Raw genomic sequence first — 15742 nt, 5'->3', positions numbered from 1 at the left:
GTTCTTAGCGGATCCGCTCCGCGATGACATACGCTGAGGCCAGCGCGTAGTCATGCGAGATGGAGACGTGAATGGCAGTATCCGAGCTTAGCAGGCCAAGCCTGTCCCACGCGTCCGCCGACAGGCGGCAGAGCGGTTTGCCGCTCTCCTCGCGGCCAACCTCGATGTCCAGGAAGCCAAGCGTGCCGCCGATGCCGCAGCCGAACGCTTTGGCGACGGCTTCCTTGACGGCGAACCGCCCGCCGACGAATTCCACGAAGCGCCGGCCGTTGTATTCCGAAGCCATGGCCCGCTCGCGCTCCGTCAGGATTCGCTCTTGGAACCGTGCGCCGGCCGATCCGCGCAGCGTCTTCTCGATCCGCTCCAGCGAAGCGAGATCATGTCCGATACCGATGATCAATCTCTCAACCGCCTGCCTTATACGACGACGCCGATCAGCGCCAGTCTAAAATTCGTTCCTCTGCAATCCGGCCGATTGCCGTGAATGACTTCAAGCTCCAGCCGATGCGCGCCGCTTGCCAGCTCGTCCTCGAGGAACCAGATCCGGAACCAGCCTTCGTCGCCGCACCAGTCCGGCCGCTCCCGGTTTACCGTTACCCATTCCCCGCCGTCGATCCGGTAACGGAATTCGGCCGACATTTTGCCGAAATCGAACCCGAGGGACAGGCCCCGCCCGTTGAACGAGAACGCCAGCTTCGCGCCGACCGCCGCCGTCTCCAGCACCTGGTCGATCCATTCGTAATACGGCCAGCGGCGAATCGTCCACGGCCCTTCCGTCTCCGCCTCCGCAAGCGGCAGCACCTCCGCCGCTCCCCAATGCTTCGGGTTCAGCGGTTCAGGCAGCGCGCGGATGGCGGCGGAGCTGCCCGTCTCGTGCTCCACGGCCAAGGCGCGGGCGCCGTCTGCGCCCAGCAGCTCCCGCTCCAGGAAGGCGATGATGCTCTGCCCGTAGCTGTAGCTGCCGCGGCTCGTCGGATGCAAGCCGTCCGGCAGCCATTCCTCCCAGCGCATGCGGCCCTTGCGCACCTCTTCCAGCGCGTACAGCCCCATCCAGACGGAGCCGACGCCGTAGTGGTCGGCAATGCGTTCCAGTCCGGCGATCGAATCCGGCACGCCTCCTTCCGCCATTGCCCCGTACATGTCCTGCATATACGTGTGCGCCAGGACGACATCCCGGCTGCCGTCCGCGAGCAGCTTGCGGACGAGGCCTTCGCGCGTCCGGCTGCGTTTCTCGTCAGGCTCGCCCTGATCGTTGACGGCATAGTCGACGAACACAAGCTGACAGCCGCGGTCGATCAAATCCCGCTTCGCCCGAAACACGGCGAGCTCGCTGCCCGTCGCGCCGATAGCGGCGTTCTCGACGACGATCCTCGCTTGCGGGAACCGCTCGACAAGCCAGCCGATAACCGGCTCCGGCCAATTATGCCGCGGACGGGCGTCCGTAATGGAACCGCCGATGAATCCGACGGTCAACCGGCCCTCCGACAGCGCCTTCAAGGTATGTACAAGCGGATTGCGATGATGCCATACAGCAGGATTCATAAGTGCAGCGACCTCCCCAATGTGATCGTTCTGTCCTTCTGTCCTATCATACCATTAAAAGCCAGCGGAAACGCAGCGCTTCGCGATTGCCAGCAGAGCTGTAAAAAGCCTAACCGCTGCGGATCAAACCCAAGCCTGACGGCCCGCGAAGCAATCTCGAAGCTAACTGCCTGCTTAGCAAGCCTAAAACCAAGCCGCCTGCACAGCAATCCCTATGCCTAACCGCTAGCGCCCCCCTAAGGCGCCAAATCCACGCCGGATTGCTTAAATAACGAATCTCCTGTCCGCGGGGTACCGAATAATCACCAAAATAGCCAAATAGAGGATCTACAGTCCGGAAAGCGCTCGAGTTGCTCTCGTTCGTAACAGCCATACTCCGTTCCTCCACGGCCGGCCGGTACGCCGGTACGCCGGCCGCAACAAGTAAACGCCCTTCGGTCTGAACCGAAGGGCGTCTTGTCGTGCTGCCTGCATTAAATGCCCGGAATCGCGTTCCGCTTATGCGCGGTTTTGAGATAATGCTTCTCCAGCTTCTCGCGGGATTCGTCGCCGATCGTCTTGCCTTCGAGGTAATCGCTGTTCTCCTCGTACGTGAGGCCCAGCTCGTCCTCGTCGGTTTGGCCGTCCCACAGTCCAGCGGTCGGCGCTTTCGTCACGACGGCGCCCGGCACGCCGAGCGCAGCCGCCACGAGGCGGACTTGACGCTTGTTCAGCGTGCTGAGCGGCGTAATGTCGACCGCGCCGTCGCCCCACTTCGTGTAGAAACCGGTGATGGCTTCGGAAGCATGGTCCGTGCCGACGACGAGCAGGTTCAGCTCGAACGCAAGCGCATATTGCGCGACCATGCGGGTCCGCGCCTTGATGTTGCCTTTGCCGCCGCGGCTCAGATGCTTGGAGATGCCGATCGACTTCAGGCTGTGCTCCGTTTCGAGGGAGATTTCGTCAACCGCTTCCTGAATGTTCGTTTCGACGCGGTACTTGAGGTTGAACGCCTCCGCCACGGCGTAGCTGTCGGAAATATCGGTTTGCTCGCCGTAAGGCTGGAATACGCCCAGCGTCATGTGCTCCTTGCCCGTCTCTTCGGTCAGCTCGTCGGTCGCGATCTTGCACAAGCCCGCCGCGACCGCGCTGTCGATGCCGCCGCTGATCGCGATCAGCAAGCCGGCCGTTCCGGATTTGCGCACGTAATCCTTCAAGAAATCGACCCGCTTGCGGATCTCCTGCTGCGGATCGATCTCCGGCTTCACGCCAAGCTCTCTTATGATCTGTTCCTGCAAGCTCATGCCATCACCTCTTCTATTAGCAGTACCGTTCGAAAGCAGACGACAGATCTGCTGCGATATCGGCGGCCGAACGGTTCTCGATTTGGTGACGTTCAATGAAATGAACGAGCTCTCCGTCTTTCAACAGGGCGATGGACGGCGAGGACGGCGGATACGGCGCGAAATATTCGCGCGCTTTCGCAGTCGCTTCCTTATCCTGGCCGGCGAATACGGTGAACAGGTGATCGGGCAGCTTCTCGGATTGCAGCGCTTGGGCAACGCCCGGACGGCATTGGCCGGCGGCGCAGCCGCAAACGGAGTTGATGACGACGAGCGCCGTGCCCTTCGCGTTCGGCAGCTTCTCTTCTACCGCTTCCGGCGTGCGCAGCTCCTCGATGCCAAGACGTGTCAGATCGTCGCGCATCGGCTGGATCATATCAAGCATGTATCGTTCGAAAGACATCGACATATGTGATCGCTCCTTAAAATTGCAGTTTTTTTCTATTATACGCCGCGACCCTAATGAAAGCAAAGAAAAAGCAACCGGGCCTGCGCCCGATTGCTCTGCTGCCCGACTGCGGATTGCCGCGGCCGCAAGCGGCTTACTGCGGCTCATCCTCGAGTTCGGCATCGTTCATCGCTTCATAGGCCGCATCTTCTTCGGGATGCGTGAAGACGCCGCCTGCCGGCGGAATGCCCTGCTCGAAATAAGCCCGGTTCTCGCCGGTCTGAAAACCGACGTCCTTGAACGGATGCACCCATTCGCCGCCCGCCATGACCGCGGGATCCGTGTCCGTCGTCCAATCGCTGAGCGGCGAGTTCGGCGACTCGTACATATGATCGCCGATGACGACGCCGCTGCTGTTCACGAACGGCGCTCTCGGACCCCGGCCGCTGCGGAACCGAGGCAGGAAATTGATTTCGTACGGATCTAGCTCCGGATCGTCGCCGCCTGCGGCGGATCCTTTCATCTGCTGTGCGTCATCCTCGTTCATGCCCGTTCTCCTTCCTTAGATGGAAGGGCGATTGGGGCCATCTAACTTCTTGTCGTAGCCTTCCGATTCCGGCGCCTTGGCGCTCTGCTTCTTCTTGTTTGCCGACGCGTCCTGTTCGGAAGCGCTGCGCGACTGCGGATTGTTTTCCACTGCTGGCACCCCCTTCCAACGGGTAGTATGCGCGCAGGGCATACCGCTTATCCGTTCGCTATGTATTCGTCATCCGTCATGGATCCGGCCGCATCAAGACCGGCTGAGCGCCGCGGCCGCTTCGTAGGCGTTGCGGTTGCGGTCGAAGCGGACCACGAAGGTCGTGCCGACGCCCTCTTCGGAATCGACGTAGATGTCGCCGCCGTGACGTTCCATGATGCTGAGGCAGAGCGGAAGGCCGAGCCCGGTGCCATGGGACTTGGTCGTATAGAACGGCTCGAACAGATGCTCCAGCTTCTCCTTCGGAATGCCGCTGCCGGTATCCTTGACGCGCAGATCGACATGGTTGTCATAGGCGGCCGTCTCCAGCGACAGAACGCCGTTGTGATCCATCGCTTCCATCCCGTTGCGCGACAGGTTCAGGATGAGCTGCTTCATCTCTTTCTCGTTCAGCATGAGCATCGGAATATCATCGCCCAGCTTCAGCTCCAGCGATTGCCCGCGCATATTGGCATCGGCGAGCAGCAGCGGCGTAATCTCGTTGATGATGTCATGCAGCGAGCGCTTGTTCTTCTCGATGATCCGGTTCTGGGCCAGCGACAGGAAGTCGCTGATAATGCTGTTCGCCCGGTCGAGCTCTTCCATGACGATCCGGTAATATTCCCGCTGATTGTCGGGACTCCGTTCGCCCAGCAGCTGGACGAAGCCCCGAATGACCGCCATCGGATTGCGGATCTCGTGCGTAATGCTCGCCGCCATCTGCCCGACGAGGCTGAGGCGCTCCATCCGTCCGAGCTCGTCCCGCAGCCGGTTCAGCTCCGTCATGTCATGGGCGATCAGCGCCGCGCCGGTGATTTCGTTGTTGTCCATATCGCGGACGCAAATGCCGGAATTCAGGTAGATTTTACCCTGCTCCTGCACGTATTCCGTTGTGACCTTATGCCCGTTCAGCGCTTGATGGAGCAGGCGTCCCATGACGTCCTTCTCGATGTGGTCGTACATGATGGTGAACGGCTGGCCGAGCAGCTCGCTCCGCGTCTTGCCGCCTACTTTGTCCCTCAGCAGATGGATCGCCATTTCATTAATATGCGTGATCGTGCCTGCCTGATCGACGAAGATGACGCCGAGCGGCGTTTCTTCGATAAATTGCTGCAGCTTCTGCACCTCGATGCGGTAGTTGTCCGACATCTTCGCAAGCCGGTAATGAATTTGCTGATACCGGACGGAGTGCTCCGAACAGGCGATTCCGATGGCCACGATAATGAAATAAGACGCCTGATGGAGGATTACCGTATAGTAATCCGCCTCGCTCAACAGGGGATGCTCTACACGGTAGTAGTATATAAAAGCGCCTGCCCGAATCAACAGGACGAGCGCGGTCAAGCTTAAGGCAATCGTAAACTTCGAACGCATGCTTCGGAAGTAGAACCGGTGGTTGAAGAACGACATCGCGGGAACGACGAGCAGCAGCGTACCGGCCATCTCGATCCATCCCCAGCTGCCGTCCATCATAATGAGCTGGGCGACGAGATAGATCAAGGTTAATCCGACGGTGACGAGCGTTCCGCCGTACAGGGAACCGATGATGAGCTGCGCATAGAGATAGCCGAGATCGAATCCTTGCACGTCGATGCACGTCGCAATGCCCAGCAGCACGCAAACGCCGCATGTCAGAATAAGGAAGTTCGGCACTCGCTTGAGAGGTTTGGAGTAGTCATACCAGAATTGAAAAATAAAAATCGGAAATAGAGCTAGAAGAAATTGCAGAAGAAGAAGCTTCCACACAAAATTGAGTCCCACCTTCCAGAGAGGACCAGCTATTGTTTATCCGCGATACGCTCTTAATCCGATTAAATCATAGCTTTATTGAATTTACAATGAAAATCCTGTTAATTCCAACCAGCGTTTTATGGTAGATTATACCAAAATTTTGTAAATACGCGAAGGCTCCGCGAGTAGACGGTCCTCCGTCTGGATAGTATGATAGTAACGGCATTCAGCCATGGAAATAGATTGACGCGCATTAATATAGATACATGATCGAGGAGAATATCGTGACATACGACGTGATTATTATCGGAGGCGGCTCCGCCGGCTTGATGGCCGCCATCGCCGCCAGCAAGAACGGGGCGCGGACGCTGCTGCTGGACAAAGGAGATAAACTGGGGCGCAAGCTCGGCATTTCGGGCGGCGGGCGCTGCAACGTGACGAACATCAAGGAGCTGGACGAGCTCATCAAGCATATTCCCGGCAACGGCCGGTTTCTGCACAGCGCGCTGAACAGCTTCGGCAACAAGGAGATTATCGCCTTCTTCGAAGGGCTTGGCATCGCCTTGAAGGAAGAGGACAACGGCCGGATGTTCCCGGTCACCGACAGCGCGAAGACCGTCGTGAACGCGCTCGTTCAGCAGGTTCGGAAGCAAGGCGTCGACATCCGGGTGAACGCTCCCGTCGCCCATATCGCCTACGACAACGGGCGCGTGCGCGCGGTTGCGCTGAAATCGGGCGAAACGATCGGCTGCGGGAGCGTCGTCGTCGCCACCGGCGGCAAATCCGTCCCGCATACCGGCTCGACCGGGGACGGCTATCCGTGGGCGGAGCAGGCCGGCCATACGATAACCGAGCTGTTCCCGACGGAAGTGCCGATTACGTCGAACGAGCCGTTCATTCAAAGCAAAGAGCTGCAGGGATTGTCGCTTCGCGATGTCAGCTTGTCCGTCTGGAACGCCAAGGGCAAGCGCGTGACCGAGCATCGCGGCGATATGATTTTCACCCACTTCGGCCTATCGGGTCCCATCGCGCTGCGCTGCAGCCAATTCGTCGTCAAGGAATTGAAGAAAGGCGACGCCCGCAACGCCCTGCTGACGATCGACCTGCTGCCGGATCAGTCGGCCGACGAGGTATACGCCGAGACGATGCGGCTTGCCCGGGACGAGTCCAGGAAGGCGGTCAAGAACGTGCTCAAGAGCTACTTGCCTGAGCGGATGATCCCGCTGCTTATGAAGGAAGCCGGCCTGAACGAGCAGTTGACCTACGACCATATTCCGAAGCAGGCCTGGCTGGCGTTCGCGAAGCTGGTCAAGGCATTCCCGCTGCGCGCTTACGGGACGCTGAAGCTGGAGGATGCGTTCGTGACCGGGGGCGGCGTGAACTTGAAGGAGATCGATCCGAAGACGATGCAGTCGAAGCTGATGCGGGGCTTGTATTTCTGCGGCGAGGTGCTCGATATTCACGGCTACACGGGCGGCTATAACATTACGGCCGCGTTCTCGACGGGCTATTCGGCGGGGAGCCATGCGGCGATAAGAGACTGACTCGCAATGCTTTCGTCAGCCGTTATGTTCCACAGGCCCGCCCGGCCATACTCAGCCGCGCGATGATACGCCAGTCGCGTACCGTGCGGCAGAAGTCAAGAAGGCCGAGCCCTGCTAGCAGTGAGGGCAACGGGCCGGGCACTATTGCACTATTATTAATGAAGCAGCGCGTTACGACGGATAGCGCGGAATACGTCAGGCATTCCTATCCAAGCCGGCATGCGGATTCATCGTGACGGCTCTGATCGTGACATCGGGGTATCTGCGGCGCACCTGCGTTTCGGCTTCGGACAGACCGTCCGCTGTGACCGTTTCATAATATAGCACGCCGTAGCCGTCCTGGTACTCGACGGTATATTCGCGTTGCTCCTGCTCCATGCGATTCAGCTCCTTCTCATTAGTAATCGATACGATACTTCTTCTCCAGATCCGTAAATGCATGCTGCCGCTTCTCGATTCGCCGTGGTTGGATCGTCACCGTCCGGAACCCTTCATCGGCGGGCGGAGCGGCATTGCGCAGCGCCTTGACGCATTCGACGACTTCATCGTCGAGCTCGGCCGCGTCCATTTCCTCTTCTCCGACGACCAGCATCTCCAGCTCCCGGCTTATCATGCTCATCGCCGTCCATACGTTTACCGCGATCGTCCATTCGCCGCATCGGATCGCGTTTTCGGTATACAGCTCTACCATTACCTCTTGGTCCGGTACCTCTTGGTCCGGCGCACCGACAACGATATGCTGACGTTCATTCTCGGCATAACCATTCAAGTTGCGCGAACGATAAATGCCGTCCGGCAGCAGAAGCTGGATTTCGGCCTGCTGCGCGAGCTCTTCTTCGTCCCGGAGCAGCCTGATCCGCAAATGATTCATCCCTGCTTCGTTCTCCATCCTGGACTTGGCCGTCTTCAGATCAAGTCTCATGAGGATCACCGTTCAGCGCTTGAGCTACCGATTCGATCACGCGCTGCTTGACCTCCGCGGAAATGCGGGGGCTGATCGTAATCAGGACATCGTCCGTGATTTTCAGCGTTTCGTTCCCGAGCATCCGGCTGGGCTCATACAGCGATAATTGCCGGCTTAAGTTCTCGATCTCCGCCGCAGAGAGGCTCTTCAACATGTCCTGGATGGCAGCCAGCGTCTCTCCGGTTCGGGATAACGTAATGATGGCGCGGAAACGGCGGATATGGTCGTCGGTGTACACCCTGCGGTTCCCTGCCGCTTCTAGCGGCGGCACCATGCCGATCTGCGTGTAGTACCTGACCGTCCGCAAATTCATACGCGGATCGGCCTCCTGCAGAATTTCGGCAACCTGTTTCGCGGTATAACCATTCATGACCGCAACGCCTCCCATACATTCAACTGTATATGAAACACTTCGGTGTATTAGTTACAGTTTACTGTAATGTCTTTCGGTTGTCAAAATAAACCGGCCGCGAGGCGAAAGTCGGGCTGCGGCACTAGCATCAACGGATAAGATAATAGCGAGAGGAGCGAGAGACGATGAGCAATCTGCTGCGAACGAGTTCGATCGCAATCCAATAAGCGAGATGACAATGGTACCGATCAACGAACTTGCGGCCTATGGATTCACGGAGAAGTTCATGTCGCTCGTTCAGGACGGTTTTCCTAATTCCGGAAGCTACCAAGGCTTAAAAACCAATATCGGCTTATAGCTCGATAGGTGCTGAGCATGCCGGAATAACGTACACCTTATAGGCTGACCTGACGGACGCCGCCGGTCAGCCCGCCGGCGCTTCAACTATGGACGTCGCCCGAGAAGTAGCCGTACGAGCCGTCGTCCGGGAAAAACTCGTCTGCCGCCGGCGCATCGTCGTCGCGATTCTGCAGGCCAGGCTCCGTCTCTTCCTGCGAGATCCAGTCCTCGTTCACGACATGGGCCGGAATCGCGATATTTTCCATCCGATACGCCTCGTTCGTCAGCTGAATATCGGGAATGGACGATTCCACGGCCAGCTGGCCGCCGTGCGATTGCGCGATCTCCAATGCCGACGTCAGGTCGTCGCTGCGCAAATGAATATGGACCTCGTTCCCCTGCTGGATCACGGGATCGTAGCCGAGCTCTTCGAACGTTCCGCTTGCCATCGATGCCGTGCGGGGATCGGCGAATTGAAACAATAACGCTGTATCGTTTTGCATTGCGGGCACACCCTTTGCGGTAAAATTATTCCATGCCCGGTTAGCGTACCCGTTTCCTCCGCACGTCATACCGGCGCCGGACGAGACGGCCGCGTGGCGAATCAAACTTCATTTACGGCGCTGCGCGCTGTGCTATAATGGGGGGACAACTCATCCAGAGGAGCTGTAGAAATGATGAACTTCTTCGCTCATTCTTCTGATGCCGTAATCATCGTTCGCTGCAATTCCGATAGCCGGATTATTCATGCATGCAGCTCCGCTTTCCATATCATGACGGGCTTCGGCGCCGACGAGCTGATCGGGCGGGAGCTTGCCTCGCTTCCGGCACATGGCGCAAGCCCGCTGTGGCCGATCATCGATCGCTTGTGCAGCTCTATCACCCCCGAATCCCGGGAGGCGTATGCGGAGTCGTATTTTACTTGGCCGCATTCGGAACCGCAATTCTGCGAGCTTCACGCCAAGTGCGTGTCGGATCCGAACAACGCCGTCCTGATGGTGACGATCCGCGACCGGTCGGAGCATAAATGGATCGAGGATCAAGTCTGCGAACGCCGCATCGTCGCCTCCATGCTGCTGACGACGGCCGATACCATCGTGGGCATGCGCCATTACCATACCCCGATTCAATACGACCGTCTGGAGCTTTCCCGCTTGAAATGCGATCAGTTCGTCGTCGAGCAGGACCGGGCCCGCGTGCGCGAGCAGCTGCTTGCCTTGCGCGCCAGCAGGGAGACCGGCGAATTCCGTTTCCTGCTGCAGCTGTTCCAGGACCGATTTCATACTCACTCCATCGTAAAGCCATTCTATAACGGCGACGGCTCGTACCGGTGCTGCGCCATCGTCGTGTTGGAGATGGAGCCCGCCGACGGCACCGACATGGCACAAGCAGATATGCCAACCGCCAATTCGTCCGTCAGCGCCGGCGATCCGGCGGACGCCTCCTTCAAGCTGCGGCTGCTCATGCTGGAGAAGCGAATGTCCGTCACCCAATTGGCCGAGAATACGAAAATCTCGCTCACGACCATCTCCAACATCCGCAACGGCAAAATCAAAAGGCCGCATCGGCTCACCGCGAAATTGATCGCCGACGAGCTGGGCGTTTCGATGAACGATCTGTGGGGGCCTTATCACTAATCTTCCTATCCCGTTTCCATTATAAAACCTTCCATTAAAACCTACCCGAACCTCCATTTCCGCTTCTGCGGAGATGGAGGTTTCGTGCTTCATGACCGCGGCAGCGCCGCGGCATAGCCGCGCAAGTTCAGCGAAGCCCCCGCAAGGGTTCGGCGCCGGTGCGGCAGGGTTTCGCGGCAGCTCGGCGCGGTTTCGCGGCAGCTCCACGGGGCTCGGCGCCGGTGCGGCGGACTTCCGCGGCAGCTCGGCGGGGTTCCGCGACAGTTCCGCGGGGTCCGCGCCGGTTCTTTGTGCTGCGACGGTTCTGCGAGGTCGTCGCAGCACAAAGAACCGTTTCCCCGCCAAGCAGGGAAACGGTCATGAGCCAGTGCGGCGGAATACGCCGAATGATGATTACGAATTGCGGTATGCTTGAAGCCCTTCGTTCAATGTCCGCGTCGCCGCGTACACCTCTTGATAAATCCGGAACAGGCCGCTGTACGCGTCCACCGCCGCCGGATTCGGCTTGTACACGGAAGCGCGCTTGACGAACAGCTCCGCGCACGCTTCCAGGCTGTCGAACCAGCCGCAGCCGTAAGCCGCCAGCATGGCCGCGCCGAGGCCCGGCCCCTGCTCGTTCTCCAGGGAAACGACGTCCGCATCGAAAATATCCGCCTGCATCTGCAGCCACACCGGATTGGACGCGCCTCCGCCGATCGAGATGATCGTGTCGACCGTCTTGCCGGCTTCGCGGAACATCGCGACCGATTCGTTCAGCGAGAACGTAATGCCTTCCATGACCGCGCGCGCGAAATGCTTCCGCTCATGCGCGCCGTCGATGCCGATGAAGCTGCCGCGAATGACGGAATCCGCATGCGGCGTCCGCTCGCCGACGATGTACGGCGTGAACAGCAGCCCTTTCGCGCCCGGCGCCACGTCGCCGACGCCCTGCAGCAGCTCGTCGAACGATTCGCCCTTGGCGAACGTCTGCTTGAACCAGCTGAGACTGTAGCCCGCGGCCAGCGTAACGCCCATCGCGTAGAACGCGTTCTCCTTGCCGTGGTTGAAGAAATGCACTTTGCCGCGGAAATCGTTCGCGCTCGTCTCTTCGTACGAGAGAATAACGCCGGACGTGCCGATGCTGCACATCGTCAGTCCTTCCTTCAGGATGCCCGCGCCGATTGCGCCGCAAGCGTTGTCCGCGCCGCCCGCGAACACTTTCGTGCCTGCGTTCAGTCCTGCGGCCGCAGCCTGCTCCGGCAGAAGCGTGCCCGTCAGCGCGTGGGATTCCACGAGCGGCGGCGCGAACGATGCCGGAAGCGATACCGCCTCGAGCACCTCGCTGCTCCACCGTTTGTTCGCCACGTCCAGCAGCAGCGTGCCCGCCGCATCGGAATAATCCATATGCAGCGCGCCCGTCAGCCGGTAGCGCACGTAATCTTTCGGCAGCAGGAAGGAAACCGCCTTCGCGAAGACGTCGGGCTCATGCTTGCGCACCCACATAATCTTCGGCAGCGTGAAGCCTTCCAGCGCCGGATTGCGCGTGATCGTGAGCAGCCGCTCACGGCCGAGCTGCGCTTCGATCTCGCGGCATTCCGCGGTCGTGCGGGTATCGTTCCAGAGAATCGCGTTGCGCACGGGATTGCCTTCCGCGTCCAGCAGCACGAGGCCGTGCATCTGGCCGGAGAAGCTCAGTCCTTCGATCGCGTCCGCGGAAATCCCGGCCTTCGCCGTCAGTTCGCGGATCGCTTCGATCGTCCCGTTCACCCAGTCGTCCGGACGCTGCTCGCTCCAGCCGGAATGCTCGTGAAACAGCGGATAGTCCCGCGATGCTTCGGCGGCGACCGTGCCGCTTCTGTCCAGAAGCAGCACCTTCACCGCGCTTGTGCCTAAGTCGACGCCGATGACGTATGACATGAAATAGGGCCTCCTATACGCTGAAAATAACTTCGTTCAGCTGCAGACGAATGCGTTCCACGCGGCCGGATTCGTTCTTGATCGCGTTGTTGTTCAGCGCGTACTGCTCCAGCGACGCCAGCGTCGCTTTGCCGGATACGATCTCTGCGCCGATGCCTTCTTTGAAGCTGCGGTAGCGGTTTTCGACGATGTTGTCGAGGACGCGCTCTTCGATCAGCTTCGCAGCTGCTTTCAAGCCCCAAGCGTACGTGTCCATGCCCGCGATATGCGCCAGGAACAGGTCCACGTCTTCGAAGGAGCCGCGGCGTACTTTGGCGTCGAAGTTGACGCCGCCCTTGCCGATGCCGCCGGCTTTAAGCACTTCGAACATCGTAAGCGTCGTGGAGACGATATCGGTCGGGAATTCGTCCGTATCCCAGCCGAGCAGCAGGTCGCCCTGGTTCGCGTCGAGGGAGCCGAGCATGCCGTTGATTGCGGCTACGCGGATTTCGTGCTCGAACGTGTGGCCGGCCAGCGTCGCATGGTTGGCTTCCAGGTTGAGTTTGAAGCGGTCTTTCAGGCCGTACTTCTGCAGGAACGAGATCGTCGTTGCCGCGTCGAAGTCGTACTGGTGCTTCGTCGGCTCTTTCGGCTTCGGCTCGATCAGGAATTGAGCGCCGAAATTGATTTCTTTCGCGTAAGCGACAGCCATGTGCAGCAGGCGCGCCAGGTTGTCCAGCTCAAGCGCCATGTCCGTGTTGAGCAGCGATTCGTAGCCTTCGCGGCCGCCCCAGAACACGTAGTTCTCGGCGCCGAGACGTTTGCCGACTTCAAGGCTCTTCTTCAGCTGTGCGCCCGCATAGGCGAATACGTCGGCGTTGGAAGTCGTGCCGGCGCCGTGTACGAAGCGCGGGTTTGTGAACATGTTCGCCGTGTTCCACAGCAGCTTCGCGCCCGTGTCCTTCATGCCTTGCTCGAGCAGGTCGACGATCACGTCGAGATTCTTATTCGTTTCGGCAAGCGTGCTGCCTTCAGGCGCGATGTCCCGGTCGTGGAAACAGTAATAAGGAACGCCGATTTTGCTCAGGAACTCGAAGTTCGCTTCGACGCGCATTTTCGCTTGATCCATTCCGCTTGCGCTGTCCCAAGCGCGAACGGCCGTGCCGACGCCGAACGGATCGGAGCCCGCGCCCGTGAACGTATGCCAGTAAGCAATTGCGAAACGCAGATGCTCTTCCATCGTCTTGCCGAGGACAACCTCTTGCGGGTTGTAGTGTTTGAATGCAAGCGGGTTGTCGGAGCCTTTGCCTTCGAATGCGATTTTGTCGATGTTTTTGAAGTAAGTCATGAAATAAGATCCCTCCAGAAAAGGTTTTGGCCGCGTGCTCGAGACGCGTTCCCGGCGAGGCGGGCTTGTCTCCGGCACGTACGGCGATTCATTGTGAAAACGTTCTTACGGCTATTCTAGCATCGCGAGACTTTGTTTGTCTAGTAAACAAAGAAAGTTTTTTTCTGGTGCCGTTCTTCTATGGAATCCTGCTTCGGCACGTGGTACAATCGTACCCATACTATTGAGGCAAACCGGAGGAAACGACAGAATCATGAAGCAAACCGGAGATTTGGCGCTCGTCAAAAAAATGAATACCGCCATCGTGCTGGACGCCGTGCTCCGCTACGCGCCGTTGTCGCGGGCCCAAATATCCGAACGGACGGGGCTGAACAAGGCGACGGTGTCGAGCCTCGTGCAGGATTTGATCGACAATCATCTCGTGGCCGATCTCGGTCCGGGCGAGTCCAGCGGCGGCCGCAAGCCGAACCTGCTGCAGTTCCGGGCAAGCTCGGGCTATGCCGTCGGGATCGATCTCGGCGTCAATTATATCCGCGGCATCCTGACGGATCTGGAAGGCGCCGTCGTCGCCGAACGCCGGCTGACGCTGCGGACGCATGCCGTCGATCAGGTCGTCTCGCAGCTGTTCGACTGCATTGAATCCCTGCGCCGCCAAATCCCGGCCTGCCCGTACGGTCTGGTCGGCATCGGCATCGGCGTACCCGGACTCGTGAACGAAGACGGCGCGATCCTGTTCGCCCCCAACCTCTCCTGGTCGGAAGTCCCGCTGCGCGCGATCGTCGAAGAGCGTTTCGGCGTGCCCGTCACCATCGACAACGAGGCGAACGCCGGCGCGCAGGGCGAACAGCGTTTCGGCGCGGGCCGCGGCATCGCCAATCAGATCTATGTCAGCGTCGGCATCGGCATCGGCACGGGGATGATTCTGAACAAGGAGCTGTACAAGGGAGCCGGCGGCTTCTCCGGCGAGCTCGGCCATCTCTCCATCTATGCGGACGGCAAGCCGTGCCGCTGCGGCAATCAAGGCTGCTGGGAGCTGTACGCGTCGGAGAACGCGCTGCTGGAACAGGCAGCGCCGCTCGGCTATAACGATCTTGACGGCCTGCTGGAAGCGGCCGGCCAAGGCAACGCCGCGGTCTTGGCCCTGTTCGGCGACATCGGGGAGGCGCTCGGCGTCGGCATCGCGAACATCGTCAACGTGTTCAATCCCGACGTCGTCATCGTCGGCAACGAGATGCGCCGCGCCGAAGCGTGGATCGGAGCGGCCCTGCAGCGCACCGTCGACCGCCGGGCGCTGGCGCATCACCGCGGCAAGCTGAGCATTCTGTTCGCCGAGCAGGGCGAGAAATCCGCCGTGCGCGGAGCGGCATATTATGCGATTTCGGCTTTCTTGTCCAAAATGAAAGGAAGCGGCGTCTGACAGGCGCCGCTCGGATTGTCGAGAAACATATAAGCTGCTTCGAGCAGACTCGTGACGGCCTGCGTCCTGGAACACGAACATATCCTGTCGGCGCTGCTCAGGCGTGGCATGGACGGCTGGTACCGTTTCGAACGAACCAGCCCGCTTCATGACGGCTGGTTTACGATAGGTCCATCGATGTAAGGAAGCGGACAGGAAATCCGTTATTCGCTGCTTGATGACGTTTTTTCTTGTACTCGCGGACAGGAGATCCGTTATACCGGCTGATTAGCCTGTTTTCGATGTCATTCGGAGACCTTAACGGATCCTGTGTCCGTTCGCAGCCCCAAAAGCCGATATCGCCAAAAATAACGGAACCTCTGTCCGTCGGTCTTAGAGGGGATCCTATCCTTTACTAAATGCGACATATGCGGCGTCGAACTTTCTCGCCAGCCTGAGCGGTGTCTAACAAGCACCGCTTTTTGTGTGCGTTTATGGATCGGCTTTGCACGGTTACTGGTCGATTTTCGATCGGTTTGCGTGGCCTTTGATCGGCTTCGCATGGTCT

At 59.3% G+C, this 15742-nt stretch carries 16 protein-coding genes and 1 pseudogene; 4 read left to right on the top strand and 13 right to left on the bottom strand.

Annotated elements, in window-relative coordinates; genetic code table 11:
* Positions 1-4: 4 nt before the first annotated feature.
* The 7 genes from acpS to GXP70_RS07240 form a co-directional block, all read right to left on the bottom strand.
* Positions 5-400 (bottom strand): holo-ACP synthase, encoded by a 396-nt coding sequence (gene acpS / locus GXP70_RS07265; protein ID WP_162355836.1) that lies wholly within the window; start codon positions 398-400, stop codon positions 5-7.
* 17 nt (positions 401-417) lie between these two features.
* Complete coding sequence (locus tag GXP70_RS07260) at positions 418-1542, bottom strand: SGNH/GDSL hydrolase family protein (RefSeq protein ID WP_162355835.1); 1125 nt, start codon at positions 1540-1542, stop codon at positions 418-420.
* 473 nt (positions 1543-2015) lie between these two features.
* Positions 2016-2825 carry an ammonia-dependent NAD(+) synthetase gene (nadE, locus tag GXP70_RS07255; RefSeq protein ID WP_162355834.1) on the bottom strand — a complete coding sequence of 270 codons (810 nt, stop codon included), beginning with the start codon at positions 2823-2825 and terminating at the stop codon, positions 2016-2018.
* Positions 2826-2841: 16 nt separating this feature from the next.
* A complete protein-coding gene (locus GXP70_RS07250; RefSeq protein ID WP_162355833.1) occupies positions 2842-3273 on the bottom strand; it encodes a BrxA/BrxB family bacilliredoxin in 432 nt (143 codons plus the stop codon).
* A 133-nt stretch (positions 3274-3406) separates the two neighbouring features.
* A complete protein-coding gene (locus GXP70_RS07245) occupies positions 3407-3799 on the bottom strand; it encodes a DUF3905 domain-containing protein (protein WP_162355832.1) in 393 nt (130 codons plus the stop codon).
* 15 nt (positions 3800-3814) lie between these two features.
* Complete coding sequence (locus GXP70_RS30040; RefSeq protein ID WP_263864104.1) at positions 3815-3949, bottom strand: hypothetical protein; 135 nt, start codon at positions 3947-3949, stop codon at positions 3815-3817.
* Between the two features lie 93 nt (positions 3950-4042).
* Positions 4043-5605: an ATP-binding protein gene (locus GXP70_RS07240; RefSeq protein WP_162355831.1), complete on the bottom strand. Its 1563-nt coding sequence runs from the start codon at positions 5603-5605 to the stop codon at positions 4043-4045.
* A gap of 398 nt (positions 5606-6003) precedes the next feature.
* Here GXP70_RS07240 and GXP70_RS07235 point away from each other — a divergent pair, with 398 nt between their 5' ends.
* Entirely contained in the window at positions 6004-7263 is a 1260-nt protein-coding gene (locus tag GXP70_RS07235; protein ID WP_162355830.1) for a BaiN/RdsA family NAD(P)/FAD-dependent oxidoreductase, read from the top strand.
* A gap of 195 nt (positions 7264-7458) precedes the next feature.
* Here GXP70_RS07235 and GXP70_RS07230 read toward each other — a convergent pair whose 3' ends face one another.
* Genes GXP70_RS07230 through GXP70_RS07220 form a run of 3 tightly spaced genes read right to left on the bottom strand, consistent with a single transcriptional unit; the run spans position 7459 to position 8597 of the window.
* Complete coding sequence (locus GXP70_RS07230) at positions 7459-7641, bottom strand: hypothetical protein (protein ID WP_162355829.1); 183 nt, start codon at positions 7639-7641, stop codon at positions 7459-7461.
* Positions 7642-7660: 19 nt separating this feature from the next.
* Positions 7661-8185: a hypothetical protein gene (locus GXP70_RS07225; protein WP_162355828.1), complete on the bottom strand. Its 525-nt coding sequence runs from the start codon at positions 8183-8185 to the stop codon at positions 7661-7663.
* On the bottom strand, positions 8175-8597 hold the full coding sequence (locus GXP70_RS07220; RefSeq protein WP_162355827.1) for a MerR family transcriptional regulator: 423 nt from the start codon (positions 8595-8597) through the stop codon (positions 8175-8177). Before GXP70_RS07220 ends, GXP70_RS07225 begins: the two co-directional genes overlap by 11 nt.
* A gap of 181 nt (positions 8598-8778) precedes the next feature.
* Here GXP70_RS07220 and GXP70_RS29750 point away from each other — a divergent pair.
* A pseudogene (locus GXP70_RS29750) lies at positions 8779-8937 on the top strand (NUDIX hydrolase); the annotation flags it as partial.
* A gap of 82 nt (positions 8938-9019) precedes the next feature.
* On the opposite strand, the gene GXP70_RS07215 reads toward GXP70_RS29750, so the two are convergent.
* A complete protein-coding gene (locus GXP70_RS07215; RefSeq protein ID WP_162355826.1) occupies positions 9020-9421 on the bottom strand; it encodes a hypothetical protein in 402 nt (133 codons plus the stop codon).
* A gap of 171 nt (positions 9422-9592) precedes the next feature.
* Here GXP70_RS07215 and GXP70_RS07210 point away from each other — a divergent pair, with 171 nt between their 5' ends.
* Positions 9593-10555: a helix-turn-helix domain-containing protein gene (locus GXP70_RS07210; protein WP_162355825.1), complete on the top strand. Its 963-nt coding sequence runs from the start codon at positions 9593-9595 to the stop codon at positions 10553-10555.
* A 393-nt stretch (positions 10556-10948) separates the two neighbouring features.
* Here GXP70_RS07210 and xylB read toward each other — a convergent pair whose 3' ends face one another.
* Together xylB and xylA are read right to left on the bottom strand one after the other, a co-directional pair.
* Positions 10949-12451 carry a xylulokinase gene (xylB, locus tag GXP70_RS07205; protein ID WP_162355824.1) on the bottom strand — a complete coding sequence of 501 codons (1503 nt, stop codon included), beginning with the start codon at positions 12449-12451 and terminating at the stop codon, positions 10949-10951.
* A gap of 13 nt (positions 12452-12464) precedes the next feature.
* The gene (gene xylA / locus GXP70_RS07200) at positions 12465-13778 is read right to left on the bottom strand and encodes a xylose isomerase (protein WP_162355823.1); all 1314 of its coding nucleotides are present in this window, start codon (positions 13776-13778) and stop codon (positions 12465-12467) included.
* Positions 13779-14031: 253 nt separating this feature from the next.
* On the opposite strand from xylA, the gene GXP70_RS07195 reads away from it, so the two are divergent.
* Positions 14032-15195: an ROK family transcriptional regulator gene (locus tag GXP70_RS07195; RefSeq protein WP_225442702.1), complete on the top strand. Its 1164-nt coding sequence runs from the start codon at positions 14032-14034 to the stop codon at positions 15193-15195.
* Positions 15196-15742 lie beyond the last annotated feature (547 nt).

The sequence above is a fragment of the Paenibacillus lycopersici genome, assembly GCF_010119935.1.
GTDB classification, from domain to species: Bacteria; Bacillota; Bacilli; order Paenibacillales; family Paenibacillaceae; genus Paenibacillus_Z; species Paenibacillus_Z lycopersici.
Note: the sequence above shows the minus strand (reverse complement) of the source record. Positions and strands in the feature narration are given on the sequence as shown.

What these genes read in the sequence shown, in the direction of transcription:
- GXP70_RS07260 (WP_162355835.1), bottom strand. Translation starts at nt 1,542, where the DNA reads ATGAATCCTGCTGTATGGCATCATCGCAATCCGCTTGTACATACCTTG.
- nadE (WP_162355834.1), bottom strand. Translation starts at nt 2,825, where the DNA reads ATGAGCTTGCAGGAACAGATCATAAGAGAGCTTGGCGTGAAGCCGGAG.
- GXP70_RS07250 (WP_162355833.1), bottom strand. Translation starts at nt 3,273, where the DNA reads ATGTCGATGTCTTTCGAACGATACATGCTTGATATGATCCAGCCGATG.
- GXP70_RS07245 (WP_162355832.1), bottom strand. Translation starts at nt 3,799, where the DNA reads ATGAACGAGGATGACGCACAGCAGATGAAAGGATCCGCCGCAGGCGGC.
- GXP70_RS07230 (WP_162355829.1), bottom strand. Translation starts at nt 7,641, where the DNA reads ATGGAGCAGGAGCAACGCGAATATACCGTCGAGTACCAGGACGGCTAC.
- GXP70_RS07225 (WP_162355828.1), bottom strand. Translation starts at nt 8,185, where the DNA reads ATGAGACTTGATCTGAAGACGGCCAAGTCCAGGATGGAGAACGAAGCA.
- GXP70_RS07220 (WP_162355827.1), bottom strand. Translation starts at nt 8,597, where the DNA reads ATGAATGGTTATACCGCGAAACAGGTTGCCGAAATTCTGCAGGAGGCC.
- GXP70_RS07215 (WP_162355826.1), bottom strand. Translation starts at nt 9,421, where the DNA reads ATGCAAAACGATACAGCGTTATTGTTTCAATTCGCCGATCCCCGCACG.
- GXP70_RS07210 (WP_162355825.1), top strand. Translation starts at nt 9,593, where the DNA reads ATGATGAACTTCTTCGCTCATTCTTCTGATGCCGTAATCATCGTTCGC.
- xylB (WP_162355824.1), bottom strand. Translation starts at nt 12,451, where the DNA reads ATGTCATACGTCATCGGCGTCGACTTAGGCACAAGCGCGGTGAAGGTG.
- xylA (WP_162355823.1), bottom strand. Translation starts at nt 13,778, where the DNA reads ATGACTTACTTCAAAAACATCGACAAAATCGCATTCGAAGGCAAAGGC.
- GXP70_RS07195 (WP_225442702.1), top strand. Translation starts at nt 14,032, where the DNA reads ATGAAGCAAACCGGAGATTTGGCGCTCGTCAAAAAAATGAATACCGCC.